7 protein-coding genes are annotated in these 15,284 nt (G+C 45.0%); all 7 read right to left on the reverse strand.

Translation table 11 applies throughout. From position 1 onward, the window contains the following. Positions 1-12: 12 nt before the first annotated feature. The gene (locus tag PSM36_RS13225) at positions 13-2,745 is read right to left on the reverse strand and encodes an alpha-d-galacturonidase (protein ID WP_076932265.1); all 2,733 of its coding nucleotides are present in this window, start codon (positions 2,743-2,745) and stop codon (positions 13-15) included. Positions 2,746-2,794: 49 nt separating this feature from the next. Further along, positions 2,795-4,999 (reverse strand): alpha-L-rhamnosidase-related protein, encoded by a 2,205-nt coding sequence (locus tag PSM36_RS13230; RefSeq protein WP_076931327.1) that lies wholly within the window; start codon positions 4,997-4,999, stop codon positions 2,795-2,797. 15 nt (positions 5,000-5,014) lie between these two features. Then, positions 5,015-6,088, reverse strand: coding sequence for a Gfo/Idh/MocA family protein (locus PSM36_RS13235; RefSeq protein WP_197684901.1), 1,074 nt, complete (start codon positions 6,086-6,088; stop codon positions 5,015-5,017). A 2-nt stretch (positions 6,089-6,090) separates the two neighbouring features. After that, positions 6,091-7,941, reverse strand: coding sequence for a right-handed parallel beta-helix repeat-containing protein (locus PSM36_RS13240; protein ID WP_076931328.1), 1,851 nt, complete (start codon positions 7,939-7,941; stop codon positions 6,091-6,093). A gap of 9 nt (positions 7,942-7,950) precedes the next feature. Beyond that, positions 7,951-9,987 carry an aceric acid hydrolase gene (locus tag PSM36_RS13245; protein WP_076931329.1) on the reverse strand — a complete coding sequence of 679 codons (2,037 nt, stop codon included), beginning with the start codon at positions 9,985-9,987 and terminating at the stop codon, positions 7,951-7,953. 334 nt (positions 9,988-10,321) lie between these two features. Beyond that, positions 10,322-12,088, reverse strand: a complete 1,767-nt coding sequence (locus PSM36_RS13250; protein ID WP_076932267.1) for a RagB/SusD family nutrient uptake outer membrane protein — start codon at positions 12,086-12,088, stop codon at positions 10,322-10,324. Positions 12,089-12,101: 13 nt separating this feature from the next. After that, positions 12,102-15,230, reverse strand: coding sequence for a SusC/RagA family TonB-linked outer membrane protein (locus PSM36_RS13255; RefSeq protein ID WP_158602496.1), 3,129 nt, complete (start codon positions 15,228-15,230; stop codon positions 12,102-12,104). Positions 15,231-15,284: the final 54 nt, after the last annotated feature.

Genomic DNA, 15,284 nt, shown 5'->3' on the forward strand with positions numbered 1-15,284 from the left:
CCTTTTTTTATTTTAATAAAACAACCAATCTACGGTTTCGCTTCCATCCTCATCCGTCAATCCGGCGTTTCTCGGGGGCACATCAGATCCCGTGAAACCCAATACCAGTAACATACCTTTTCCAAGAGTCAACGTATGTTTACCCGGCGAAAAGGAGTAGGTATGAATATTTACAGCCGGTTGATCCGACAGTTGAATCGCGTTGAGAAGCACCGGATCAGCCTGTCCGTATAAATTGGCGGATGCATCGGTCTCCAATGTGGGTGCTTTCGCATATCTGTTCTGATCGTTTCTGAAGTAACCCACCAGTAGTTTTACCGGTCCTGCCGTTTCAAATTCGAGGGTGGTTCCGTTCTCCCTCTGTTCACCAGCGTTCAAACTCAACATCTTCATATTTTGCAATTCCGGGGCAATCTTCTCAATTACCGTATTACTCCCCGATATAGCTCTTTGTCCCTCAGACACAGGTATCCATTGGGATTTTGGATTTAACAAGGTCACCTCAGCAGGGACGAGCGCCGGAATTGCGATATCGCTACCCATTGAATGATCGGATTTCAACAATGCCAGATTCTCCATAAAATTTTTCAATTCCTGCTCATAATGGGGTAACAACTCCTCCCATGTCTTGTTTTTTCCGTCATCTCCACCGATAGGAATACGTCTCTGGGCCGTCTGCATGCTATTCGCGTAGTGGTAGGTATCTTTAGTCAACTCCACCAGCCTCCTGTAGTGATTCAGGCTCTCCTCCATCAAAGGGATCGCCTTTTCAAGATCATTGATATCCTTGCTGTACTGGTAATCCAGTACATGCTCGGCAGCCCTCACTTTGGTATTGAAAAACCAGGCAAATTCCCGGTAGCAATATACATCGTTTTTCAACCGTAAAAATTCGTCCCTGTTTTTTGTCACTTTACTTTCCGCCTTATCAATAGCAGCCACTGCCTTGTCGCCGTGTTCAACGGCCTGCGCAACGATATCGAGCGGTAATTCACCGGTATGAGGAATATTTTTCCACTTTTTATCAACAAATTCTATCAGTTTCTCCCCTTCGGGGCCACACGACTCGTAGAAACCGGGATAAATTGTATATTTATAAGGATTGACCAACTGGCTCATAAACATTCCCAGCAGAAGAGTTTGTCTGTTACCTTCCGTGATGCCAAAACGGCGCAAAAGCTTCGGAGATATTTCTCCGGTTTGTTCATATGCTTCCAAGATAGAGGCAGCCTCACTTCCACAACCGTACAGATCGTCCAACCGGTCACTCCAGTAACCGATCTCCTGTTCCCGCGGCCGGTCGGCTTTCCACGCGTAACGTCCCCATGCTTTATACCAGATCCAGTCCCGGTCTATCTGCCGAAGGCGTTCTCCATCCGCCAGTTTATCGGCGGTGTAGGGCCAGTCCCAGTAAGAAGCCTGCGGGTATAGGTGCAATGCGTTTGCACCATGCACCTGATGCATTGCCTGTACCGATTTCCGGATAAAATCGGGGGAGCCGTACCGGAAAGGTTCCAGATTGGCGAGGATATGTACATTATCGATATGTACCGACCCGAGAGCACTGAGTTCCTGATGGATTTCCGACCAGGGGCCTCTCGGCTCATAGGTTGTCAGTGATTCACCGTTATACTTGTGCATGGTGTACAGGTTTTTATATATCGGTAGCGCCTTATCCATCACCATCCCGGCATCGGTATCGTGTGCACGCAGAATAATCGGCGGTTCATCGGTACGCCCCAATGCATCCAACCCGTCCTTTACTCCCGGTATCACAGTTTCGGTAAACCATACTACATCGTCCTCAAGGGTAGCCATCGCCTCACCCAGGCAGACCAGCAGTCCCACATTGGGATATTTTTCCACGAATGCAGCGATGGACTTCCGGGTATAATCGGCGATATAAGGGATGATCGGCCTGTTCCTGTCCTGTGTTTTTATACCGTAATGTTCCGCAAAAGGTTTGGATACGATTATATTATAAAACATCTGTATCACATAGATCCCTCTTTTATCAGCCTCTTCTGTCAGAAAAGAGAAAATCTCTTCATTTTTCCTGAAAGTCTCCTCGTCCACCTCTAATGCAAAAGGATAGTCATCCAGTTTCACAAGTGAAGCGAACGGATGCCCGTTCCACAGATAGAGAGAATTCATCCTGTTCTCCACCAGCATATCCAGATAATCTATCCATAACTCTTTATCGTAGAACCAGGGAAATGTCTCCGGTGTATAAGGATATTCATACACGGTTCTTTCCGGCAGGTAATAAGGTTTCTGCAGGCCGACACAGGCCCCGCGTAAAACCATTTCAGGAGCGTCCACCAACTCAGCGGGGAGAGGTTGCTTCTCATTGAACAGGTCAGATAGTGTATAACATCCATACAGTGCGCCGGATGGGTCCTCTCCATAGACCAGTGTCCGATTATTCTCAGTAGCGATATAATACCCCTCATTGTCCATTTCTTCGGGGAGTGAAAAACCCAGTCCATCGATAACACCCGAAGCAAGCGGATCTTCTTTCTCCAGTATCCAGATAATTCTTTCATTATTCCCTGAAAGGTCTGTCGATCCGCCTTCCCTGATAACCACTTTATATTTAAGTTCCGCCAGGCTGTTCTTCAGATGTTCAGCTCCGAATAACAGTCTTTCCGATGCGGAAGGAGATGTAAGGATAGTCACAGACTCTTTTTTACAGGACACAATTAAAATGAGTGCCGAAAGAATAAATAGTGTTCTTATCTTCATTTTTAATTCCAATTTGTATTATCGAGACGATGAAGGAACTTTTCTGTACTCAAAATTTATATATCACAACCACCTCTTTTCCCTCTTCAATCCATAGCCTGTAATGGTTTTCATCCATTTTTTCGATTGTTCCCACGGATGTGGTTGGTTTTGATTTACTGACAAAAGTAAGGTAACCATTCCCTTCAGAGGCTTTCACCCTGATAGTCTTTTCATCCATCCGGATCTTTATCTCTCCGTTAGGTGTCGGTACAGAGCCTTCCATCCATTTTAGCCCGCCTAAATTCGGCGTGATGGAAAATTCACTGTATCCTGCTTTTACCGGCTGTATGCCCAGATAATATTTTCCCAGAAGATAGAGGGGACTTGCTCCCCAGGAGTGACAAAGACTTTTCCCATACGGGCGCCCGTACATTTCCAGATGCTCAATTCCCTCGTCCGATGGGTTGTACTTTTCCCAGAAGGAGGTAGCCCCTTCACGGATCATTCCGCCCCAATAATCTTTCATCTCGGTCATTACCCTGTCGTGTTCACCCAATGCACAGAGCGCTTCCAGTTCATAAAAACGCATATAGGGTGTGGTAATTTTCATGACGGAATCATTGAACAATACCGAGTTCTTAATGGATTGCCGTTGCTCAGGAGTGAGATAGTCATAGAATACCGCGAACATATTGGAATAGCGGGTCACTTCGGATTGTTGGATACCATTGACACGATTATGCACCAACGCCTGTTGGTCTTCATCCCAGAATGCGGGAATCAACTTTTCCCGCAGGCCGGATGCCATTTCTTCGTACTTAACCTTATCTTCCTCGTTGTTGGTCAGCTCAGCACAAAGCGCCATCGTTTCGAGGCTTTTGCAGAAAAGTACCTGCTCGAAGGAGAGTTCTCCCTGCTTATCGAGATAACCGTCGGCCCAGTCCACAAACACCCAGTCACCGGCCAATCCTTCTACCATTCCGTTTTTATTCGTCCTGCCCAGTACGAATTCCATCATTGACTGCATACGTGGGTATATCTCCGAAATAAACCGACTGTCGCCGGTAAACAGATAATAATCGTAAATGGATAAGAACCAGTAAAAAGTATAGTCCATAATTGTATTAATATGGCTGGTCACCGGATCTTTACCACGCAGGAGCCAGATGGTATTCCTTACCGTTTGTGAATCAAAAAAGAGGTAATAATTCATCAGATAACTCTGATACGCATCGCCGCTCCACACCCAACGATCGCGTTTGATGCCGTCGATAAAGAATTCCCTTGTGGTAAGGTGCATCGTGTATGTGCTTACATCCCATATCCTGTTCAGCTCTTCGTCGTTGCAACGGAAAGTACCGCGGTACTCCTCCGGCTTGTATTCATACAACATACCGATGTCACTATAGGTAACATCCGCATCTTTCGTGATGTAAATGTAACGGAACGCTTTGCTGTTCTCCATTGTAAAAGTGTCCGAGAGGGGATATGTAAGGCCGAGTGATTCATCCCTGATCCGGACGCCGTCCACAGAAAACCTGTCAAGTGTTTCACAATAGGCGGTATCGAGTGCCTCCTCCCGGCTTTCACCGTAAAAAATATGGATGTTTCCCTTTCCCCGTAAACCTTTCAATTGAAGAAACCCGATGGTTTCTTTCCCGAAATCGAGCAACTCACCCTCTCCATATCTCTCTTTGCTGACCACAGACTGAGGTGTTACGGCAAGTTTGTATGCTGAAGGGGGATTGTCGATCGAATTAAAACCGGCCGATCCGGCATGCATATAGAATGTGGTGGATGTATCACTTGCTTTTCCGCTTTCATCGATCCATTCCTTGTCTTCAAAAGTTACCTTCCATGTTCCGTCCGATTTCACGGTCTTTCCGTTTACAAAGATGGCCGGGGGAGTAGCCTGATTCCAGACTTTGATATTCAGGCTGTATTTTCCGGCCGGCAACAAGAATCTTTCCGGCATTCCAAACTGCAGTTTCCCATCCAGTTTGATGTTGTATCTGCCCTCCACCTTGATTTCTATTTCTTCCGGTTCGGTCAGCGCTACCTCTTTACTGAATTCAACCACGACATAATGGCTGTCTATCTTCCAAAACGGCGGAAAAAAAGCGCCCCGTTCCGTACGACGGTTATTCATTTCGTTTCCCAACCATATTTCATAGTCTCCCGGATACCAGATCCATGTGGCAGTGCCGGAAGCAAACAGACTGTTTTGAAACAGTAAAAAGAGAGCAACAATAAACAGATATGACTTTTTCATTGATTTGAAGCGTAATTATAAGTTGATATTGTATTCCTTTAAGATATCGTCGATTTTGATCTTTTCCCCGGTTTGTAAAGAGCGGTCCATTGCCTGAAGAAGCGCCACTGTCCCGATTCCCTCCCTAATATCGGGATAAGCGGTGAAATTCTGCTCAATGCTATCGGCAAAATATTCCAGGTAGTTCTGGTATTCACCGGCATGATGGCTTTGTCCTTCGAAGCGGAAATAGTAATTCTTAAAGTCTTCTCCCCAGGTAATTATCTTTTCCTCGCCTTCACGGGTAGTGACCGAATATCGTAATTCATGATAATCGGCCTGACTTGCACCTTCTGTTCCACGCAGAATACAGCTCATCTCGCTTTCACGCATAGCAGGTTGTACCGGGGAGGTATAGATCCCACTCACACGGGCAATTCTACCATCTTTTGCCCTAAAGATAAAATGCATCGTATCTTCGTTTTTGAGGCCGGCCTTTACCCCATTTTGGCTGAGCATACCGTATCCCACCACCTCTTCGATTTCAGGCAGATACCACCGGATGAAGTCCACGGGATGGCTCAGACCACCATATAACCACTTAAATTCGGATTTCAATGACCAATCTTTATTCAAAAACCAGCGATGATCGGCATTATAAAATGCTTCAACGGTTATTAAATCGCCTATTACTCCTTTCTCGAAGTCGGTCCGTTGACGCTTCATCGGCTCAAAAAAGCGGGAACTCTGTCCCACAAATACTTTCCTGTTGTTCTTCTCAGACAATTCGATCAACTCTCTGGCATGCGATAAATCGTGGATGAACGGTTTTGTACACACCACATGTTTTCCATGTATCAAAGCCTGCCGGATATGTCCGGCATGCAGATGATCCGGCGTATAAATAGCAATGATATCGATATCCGGATCGTTTAAAAGATCATCGTACTTGGTGGTATATGCATCAAAATGAAACTCATTTGCCCGTTGTCTACAAAGTTCTTCATTCCTGTCGCAAATTTTCACAAGATTCAGTTTCTCACTTGCCAATGAAGCAGAGATTGTACTTCTGCCTTCCCCAAGTCCCAACACAGCTATATTTAATATCATTCCTATTTTTCTGAGTGTAATAAATATTGAAATTCTTTGGTGAGTCCTGCATTGGTTTTGACCGAATCGTCTACCATAGGACCGTTATTCTCCCACACATTTCCCGGACCATTGGCATTCTGAAGGAATTTCTCTCCTTCCGTCCAGTTATTTTTTACGGTGATAAAAGAAGAACCTTCATCGGTGTAGAGATAAAACCAATGTGTGGGAATATGCACATAACCCGGCCGGTAGATATCATGGATATAATTTTCCGATATCACCGTATTGGGCTGACTGCCGAGCGTGTAAATACCTGACACATCGTACATATGTTTGGCATAACGCCAGATATGATTGGCGCGGACACGATTATTTCCCATACATACGGGTGTACTGTTCCATCCCCACCCCAGGCTGATTCCCGTATAAGACACTTCGCGTATCTCATTGTGTTCAATATTGATATTGTTCACATATCCGGCGGCAATGGCCACACAACCCCAGTCCTCGTTGGTCACATCTTCAAACAGATTGTTCACAATATTTTGATAGGAACATACTTCGCGTTCATCCGCCGGATTATAAGGATAGTGCGTTTCATGGGCCGGCGGTGAAAAACTACCGATCACCATTCCATTTCCCCCGATATCTTTGAAAACAGAACCCTCTACTTTCCCACCTCTGTTACCCCAGGCATAATCCAATCCTGTGGAAGCCAAATGCCTGAAAACACACCTCTCAAAATCAATATTTTTTGTACCTGACAGCGATACCGCAGCTGCAGGACGCCCGAGCCATCCCTGGTTATCGAGATCGTGGTTATTGTCGGGTCTCTTCATCTTCGGGTCTATCCTGTAGGCTTCCGTCAGGAACATACCCGCCTGCAACGGCACATGCCCTTTTTCCGAAGGACGCATCCAGGTAGTATGACTGAACCGGATATTGCTGAACCGGATATTTTCCACCGGGCGGTCTAACGTGCCCTCCACCAGAATAAGCGTCTCTATCGCCGGAACAACGGCCTCTATCCCGTTTATATCCTCATTGTCCAATGGCAGATAATACAGCTTTTGCTGCTTAAAATCATGAAACCATTCACCGGGCTGGTCGAGCAGTTCCATCGCATTGGTCAGATAAAAGGCGGATTCATGTCCGGGTGTAGTCATGGGACTGGGCCAGGGGTGCTCGAACTGTATTTTATGCTCCGGGTTATGAAAACGGACAGCAGCCGAATCCCCGTGGATATCGATGGACCGGATGCGCAGATTGGAAATGCACCACATCTGGTGCAGCACCATCTCGGCGTAAGGTGCATTCAGTATGGGTTCCACAGCCCTGGAAGGCACCCATAGGACCTGATTGACCGGATCGTTATCCAGAATCCGGTGCATCGCCTCAAAATCGACCACATCCCTGGCACGCACGGCCTTTCTCCCGTTTATCCATAACTGGCGGAAATCGAGGGGACGTCCGTTAAAATCGGGCACATCGGCAACCCAGTATTTTCCGCTTCTTTCCCATTGGGTGATGGGCATGCCGCCACTGACAACTGGCATTTCACCTTTCTCCCCGCGGATGGTCGTCGGAGACTGGGGTGTTCCGCTGTCTTCCGGCCGGATATAGAGAGGTTCATAAAGGTAATAAGTGCCCTCTTTCAATATAATGTTTATCCCATTCTCGATTCCTGATATATTCAATCTGCGCATTTCGCGTGCCTGGCGCAATGCAGCCTGTAATGTCAGCTTCGGGGATTCCTTAGAACCATCGTTACTGTCGTTTCCCGTAGATGAAATCCAGATATCTGCCGAAAAGAGATCGGTTATTATAAAGGATAAAAAAACAATGATCGTGAAAAAATAGTTTTGCTTCATACTCCTCTTTTATCTTGACAATGGCATCCAAACGGTCATCTCACCTTTCCCCCTGTTTCCCCAGGCATAATAAGGGATCAACCGTATATTCACTTTTTCTTTTTCTTTGGCTACAGGCCGGTAAAGCTGGTTTTTCCACGACGGGTCACCGGCAATCAGGTCGGCCTGCCCTTCAAGACAGATAATCGGGCTACCATCGATAACCATTCTGCGTGGTGTAAGCTCCATATCCGCAGGCAGCATCACATCATCCATCTGATAACCCTCCTCTATATCCATCGATTCAAGACAGTAGACCAGCGGTCCTCTCTTCACGGCGACCTGGTTTCTGACCTCTTCCACCAGAGGATTGGCTTCCATTAAAACCGTTTGCATATCCAGATCCAACTCAATGATATCTCCTTTTTTCCATCTTCTTTTGACTTCAGCATACGCTCCTTTTTCAGACGAGATATCGATTGCCTTACCATTTACAGAAAGGGTAGCCTCTCCACTCCACTGCGGAATACGGAAGAATAGTGAAACCTCATCGTTTCCAGAGATCCGGTCGATCCGGATACTGTTCTTCCCATCCCAGGGATAATCCGAAACCTGAGACAATTGAATCACTGTACCATTGGGTAAACTGGTATCCAGTTTATTTCCCCCGTAAGTATGAAACCAAAGGGCATTATCCGCTACCGAATAGAAATAATTGTGTGTTTCACACAAGGTCCTCACCGTATTTGGCGGACAACAGTTACACAATGTGATATATTCTTCACGTTCTTTTGACCAACGCAAAGTATAAGGGAAATCCGCCGAGACACGCAAAGGATTGGTATAAAAGAATCGTTTTCCGTCTATGCTTACTCCCGACAGGATACTGTTGTAAAGCGCCGTTTCCATCACGTCGGCGTATTTCTCATCCCCTGACACCTGTAACATGCGCCAGTTAAACAGCAGATTCCCGATATTGGCACACGTCTCGTTATGCGCGGTACTGTTCGGCAATTGATACGCCCTGCCATACGATTGATGCACTTTCTGGATCGAATCGGGTTCATAGCTCGTACCGTCAGGAGAAGTACCGTCATACAAAGCACCGCAGGCACCTGTGATGTACATCTTTCTGTTGACAATATCATCCCAGATCGACTTCAGATTCTCAATTAGCTTTTGTTCTCCCGTTTCGGCATATACATCCGCCACGCCTGCGTACAGATAATTTGCCCTCACGGCATGCCCCATTGCTTTGGTCTGCTCCCTGAAAGGAATCCGGTCCTGATTGTCGTCCGTTCCGCTCTCCACCAGACCACGAATATCGATCAGGTTTTGCGCCAACTTCAGGTAAGCAGAATTTTCAGTGGTTCTGTACATCTCCACTACCCCCATATAATGAGAAGGGCATATGGCATTTCTCGCCAACTCGGCAGAGGCCGTTTCATAAAAATTCCGGAGGAAATCTGCCGCTTTAATAGCCATCTCCAACAGTGACCTTTTACCGGTTGCCCGGTAATGTACGCAGGCGGCCGTCATTAAATGGCCCAGGTTATAGGTCTCAAAATTCAACCTGTCACGGAATGCCGTTTCTTTATTCGTCTCATTTCTCTCTTCAATGAGCACGGGAGTATGGATATATCCATCCTGACGTTGCACTTTCTGTAAGGTTTCTATTATTTCGTCCATCAAAGCATCCAACCGGGGATCTTTTGTGACGGCATAGACCGATGCCACCCCTTCGAACCATTTATAGAAATCACCATCGTGAAAAGGGGGACCTGAATGGACACCCTCTTTATCACCTGCGGCAATCTCAAAATTCCTGAAAGAATGGGATACTTCAGGATTATTCAGTGTCTTCCACATGCTCAGGATCATCGTGTCTTTATAGACTTCAAACCGGTCTGCCCAGAATCCTTTCGTCCAATGTACGGATCCCATATCTACATTGTTCATTACTACATGCTGGCTGTTCACCGTATTTAACAATCCTTTTTGTTGTGCCATCACCGATAAAGTGAAACAAAGCAACCCTAAAGGAAACAGAAACTTTCTCTTTCTCATAGTGTTAATGTGATTTTATTTGAGGAATCCACGATAATCCTTGTGGTATCCCTTAATTCGTTATCTTTATTTACGTTACTACACATTTTTATGACGTTCTCAATATTGCATTGTACTCATCAAGAACCGGGATTCTGCCACCGTTGATTAAAGAACGTAAAAGACTTTTTGCATTTTGTTTTTGTCATTGAAAACATAAGCAAAATGCTTTCGCACAAACAAATGTGATTACATCTGACAAGGAATAATCTAAAAACAAATGCCCCCAAAAGTTAGACCGAAACTTTTGGGGAGCATCTAATCACGTAGGTTGTCCTTTTACACTAATCCCTGATCAATAACCGGGATTCTGACCATACTCATCCGCATTTTCCAGCACATCTAATTCAGATTGAGGAATCGGACGAACATAATGTTTATCGGGATTAAAAGCAGTAATATCCGGATTCTGATTCCCTTGTCCCAATCTGTTCTCCAACTGCTTGGTCCTTTTTAAATCGGGCCAACGCAGATGTTCTCCCGCAAGCTCCCTGGCCCTTTCGTCCAACAAGAAGTCGAGATCGATATCCGAGATCGATACCTGCATCTCCGAGGTACGATCTACAGGAGTTTTTACCGCAGCTCTCGTTCTTAAAACGTTTATATAATAAGCAGCGTCAGGAGAGGTTCTGTTTAACTTATAACTTGCCTCAGCCGCGATCAAGTACATTTCAGCAAGACGCATGACAATCACATTCTTAGTACCGGCATCTGATCCGGGTGTCCTGTCGGGATCCCTGAACTTCATGAGTGACGGATAATAGGGATTATTGTTTGCGTTGGTCGAAATTGTCCCGTCGGAATTGTAGGTATCGTTGATATCTTTCACTCCGTACGGTCTGGAATCCTTATCTGTGATGACCTTTTTGGTATAAAACAATGCGGTGTCACCCGGTTGAATGGTCACGGAACCGGCAGAAAAAGATTTTTCAAACCGTGCAATATCGGTTGTAGTCCAACTGTAAGGCTGGGTAGTAAGAGGAAGGATGAAATGCTCTCTAAAGGAGCCATAATACCTTGCATCGATATCTTCATCGAAAATATCCAACAGGAATCTGGTAGGCATCAATCTACTCGCGCCGTCCCTTCCATATTCCGTCACTTCTAAAGAGGGCATACCGCAAAGTCCGGTATATTTTGCCAGGTACCACCTGAACAGCCGATTGGCATTGTTCGGCTGCGGATTCAGGGCGGAATTGGTCGAATGGGTTATCGTCCACAAAGCCTCAGCATTGTTCTTATTGTTTGACGGGGCAAAAACCTCTTCAAACGTGTCATAAAGGCGACATCCGTACTCTGCCTGGCTATCGATCAATTCATTGGCTGCATCCAATGCTTTTTGATAGAATTGATCTGCTTCCGCTTTATTGTTTTCAAAATATTCCAGATAAGAAGCGCGGGTCAATGCTGCTCTTGCAAGCATTCCATACGCTGCTTTTTTATCGGCTCTCCCTACCTGATCCTGATGGTACGGCAATATTTGCGCAGCCCTTTCCAGATCACTTATTATTAAATCATAGAAATCTTTCAGGGGACTTCTTTCGGCTGTCAGAGGAACCCCGGATGTTTCAGTAGTCCTTAAGGTCACCCCACCGAATGTTTCGGCAATCATCCAATAGGCGTAAGCCCGTATAAATCGCAACTCTCCCTCTTTGGCTAATTTCACATTCTCATCCGAATATACCACATTCTCGATCCTGTTTATTCCGGCATTGGTATAATTCACGATTTCGTACAGGCGTTGCCATGTGTTTCTTATTTGCCCGGTAGTAGGATCCAATCTCTCGTTATAAACCAATAGTTGTTCCGCATACGTTCCCCTGGCGCCCATATACCATAAATCGGTTCCTCCTTCGAACAGGAACATGATATCTTCCCTTCCGTAAAATTGCGCACTAAAATTATAATACGCTGAATTCACCAGTGCATTCATCCCTTCTTCGGTACTGAATACTATATCGGCCGTAGAGCCGGAAGGATTATATTCTTCCAGACTACACGCCCCAAAGAAAGAGAGCGTCATGACCAGAACTACTATTTTATACTGTAATTTTGTGTTCATAATGATCATTCTGTTAAAAATTAAAATTCACACCAAATACCACTTGTTTGGTCAAGGGCATACTTTCAGAGCCTCCCCGTTCCGGATCATAATTCTTTATCAAATGGCTCTTGGCGACAGTAAATAAATTAGAAGCCGTAATATAGAATCTTAACTTATTAATCCCCATTTTGCCCGATAATGCGGCAGGGATTGTATAGCCGAGATTTACATTCCTTATTTTAAAATAAGAGCCATCAATATAATTAAGGGACATATATCCAAAGTTATCATATATTCTCCCGTCTTTTTTGGGTCTTGGAAAATCATTCGACGGATTTTCAGGAGTCCAGTAATTCAGATAATCCGGGCTATTGGATACTCCCGAAGGATCGAATCTCCCTAGAAACTCGGCATCGATCATTTGACCCCATCTCATCAACATAGATAACCCCAGGTCAAAACCTTTGTAATATAAAGAATTATTCAGTCCGATAGTGAACTTGGGCGATCTGCTCCCCAGATACTGACGGTCGTCTGTGGTGATATTGAAATCCCCATTGCTGTCCACCACTTTCAGACTGCCGGGAGTAAAAGCATTTTCCGCTCCGTTCAACTTATATTTAGCCATTTCCTCTTCTTCCCCCAATTGCCAGATGCCATCCAGTTTATAGGAGTAAAAAGAATCTATTGGTCTCCCTATCAGTAAGGACGCTATCTCCGGATTTTGACCTGATATGATATCTTCACCGGTAATCAACGACACGATCTTTTCCTTATTGGAAGTAAATGTCAGGGTTGAGTTCCATTTCAGGTCTCTTCTGTCTATATTTACCGTGTTCAATGTGATCTCTATTCCCTTATTATTGGTCTTTCCGATATTCTGATAGGTGGAGAATTGTGCCGAGCTGGATCCTCCGGCGCCGGTGGATGGCGGCAGGCTTCTGGCCATCAATATATTATCCGTATCAATATTGTACAGATCGAGGTTGAGATCGATCCTGTTATTCCATAGGCCGATGTCAAACCCAAGATTGGTAGAAGTTGATTTTTCCCATCCAAGCGAAGGATTCCCTACCAGATAAGCGAACTGATACACTAAAACTGGATCATCATTAAAGCCGAATCTCGTATTGGCAGACACGCTCCCACCCTGTGTTGCATAGGGCGGCGCGCCGGCATTTCCTGATGTACCATAACTGGCCCTTAGCTTTAAATTGCTTAACCAATCTGAGGAAAATGCCATAAAAGGTTCCTCATTTATGCGCCATGCACCCGAAACAGAGGGAAAGAAATCCCATTGATGGCCCGGTGCAAGTGTCGAAGAACCGTCCCATCTGCCGGTAGCCGTAATATAATATTTACCCAGATAATTGTATGAAAGACGCGCTGCCAGACCAAATGTCTGAGATTGTATATAATTTGAATAAATCAACCGGCTTGCAGGATCTGTAGCGCCAAGGGAGTAAAACAGGTATGAATCCAGCAGTTGGTCATTTCCAATCGATGAATAACTTTCATCCATATTTTTGATCCATGTGGTAATCCCGGTCGCTTCCAGATAATGATCTCCTATATTATCGGCATAGGTAATTATATTGTCCCATGTATAGTTCCTGAATAAATCCTTATTCACCTGAGCCTGGTTTATGTAACTTCCTCCATACTGGCTGGTGGAGTATTGACCATTATATATACCCCTTCTCTGCGCATTTACGGATGTGGAAAGATTAGACCTCCAGCTTAACTGCTCAATGGGCCTGATAATCAGATAGGCCGTATTAAACGATCTCAGGGCAATTGTATTGTCAATCGCCTTATTCTCTGAGGCATAATTGGCCAACGGCGATAATCTTTGTGCGTCACCCGACACAGGAAACAGATTTATTTCTCCGTTTTCGTCATAAGGAGTACCCAGCGGAATATAGGTCAGTGCCTGGGTAAGCATACTGCTTGGAACACTATTCTGATCGAAATAAGTCAACTGGGAATTCACTCCTATATTCAACCATTTTCTTACTTCGTAATCAAGATTTACCCGCAACGTGTATCTGGTGAAATCATCTTTTTTAAAGATACCTTCTTCATTGTAATAGCCCAATGAAAGATACGAATTCAATTTATCATTATTGGAAGAAACTGTCACATTATGGCTTTGTTGTCTTCCCTGCCGTACCAGTTCGTCGATCCAGTTCACCCACTGGTTGTTTTGTATGGCATCCCATTCTTCGTTCGAGAATATCTTGAAATCATCCGCCTGGGATTCCCATTCCCCAACTGCCCTGTAAGCCTCTCTTCTTACATCCATATACGATTCACCGATCCTGGGCGTCGGGTAATCAACAAACCCATTGACACCATAATAACCATCATAATTTATACTGATCCTGTTTTCCCGTCCCCTTTTGGTAGTAATAATTACAACACCGTTGGCGCCTAATGATCCATATATTGCCGTTGAAGAAGCATCTTTCAATACATCGATACTCTCTATGTCATTAGGGTTCAAATCCGCATAGGATCCGCCCTGCACACCGTCTATGATGAAAAGCGGTTCGGTATTTCTTGTTTTAGTCCCATAGATATCCGTATATCCCAGGGTTTTGGTACCCCTTATGGTAATGTTCACCCCTGATCCGGCGCTTCCGCTCGACCGGGTTATATCCATTCCTGCCACTCTACCCTGGATAGCATCCATGGCATTGGACGTGGGTATCTGCACAATATCCGATGTTTTTACGGATGACACCGCTCCTGTCAAATCTCTTTTTCTTGCGGTACCATAGCCAATAGCCACCACTTCATCCAGGGTGCTGATCTCCGGTTCCATCACAATCCTCAGATTGTCATTGCTCTGGTTGACTGCTATGTGCTGTGTTTTATAACCCACATACGTTATCTGTAAAACACCCGCTGATTGAAGGTTCATTACGAAATTCCCATCGATATCTGATACTGTTCCCTGCGAAGTTCCTTCTATGAGTATGGAGACACCGATTAACGGTTCTCCTGTCTCATCTACTATATTCCCTCTAACCTGTAAAGCCTGATTTACTCCAAAGCTGTCAGATAAATTATCGGAAATACTGTTTCCCAATAGCAAAGCGGGACAGATCATCCCGACCATAAAAGTAACAACGCTAATAACCAAAACTTTACCCATTGAAAGCTTTACGCGCTGATACCGACTTAAAGACACATTCTTTAACATAATCAT

This window comes from Proteiniphilum saccharofermentans, from assembly GCF_900095135.1.
In the GTDB taxonomy this organism is placed as follows: domain Bacteria; phylum Bacteroidota; class Bacteroidia; order Bacteroidales; family Dysgonomonadaceae; genus Proteiniphilum; species Proteiniphilum saccharofermentans.

Bases quoted from the DNA above. Each gene is read 5' to 3' on its own strand.
- PSM36_RS13225 (WP_076932265.1), bottom strand. From the start codon at position 2,745: ATGAAGATAAGAACACTATTTATTCTTTCGGCACTCATTTTAATTGTG.
- PSM36_RS13230 (WP_076931327.1), bottom strand. From the start codon at position 4,999: ATGAAAAAGTCATATCTGTTTATTGTTGCTCTCTTTTTACTGTTTCAA.
- PSM36_RS13235 (WP_197684901.1), bottom strand. From the start codon at position 6,088: ATGATATTAAATATAGCTGTGTTGGGACTTGGGGAAGGCAGAAGTACA.
- PSM36_RS13240 (WP_076931328.1), bottom strand. From the start codon at position 7,941: ATGAAGCAAAACTATTTTTTCACGATCATTGTTTTTTTATCCTTTATA.
- PSM36_RS13245 (WP_076931329.1), bottom strand. From the start codon at position 9,987: ATGAGAAAGAGAAAGTTTCTGTTTCCTTTAGGGTTGCTTTGTTTCACT.
- PSM36_RS13250 (WP_076932267.1), bottom strand. From the start codon at position 12,088: ATGAACACAAAATTACAGTATAAAATAGTAGTTCTGGTCATGACGCTC.
- PSM36_RS13255 (WP_158602496.1), bottom strand. From the start codon at position 15,230: ATGGGTAAAGTTTTGGTTATTAGCGTTGTTACTTTTATGGTCGGGATG.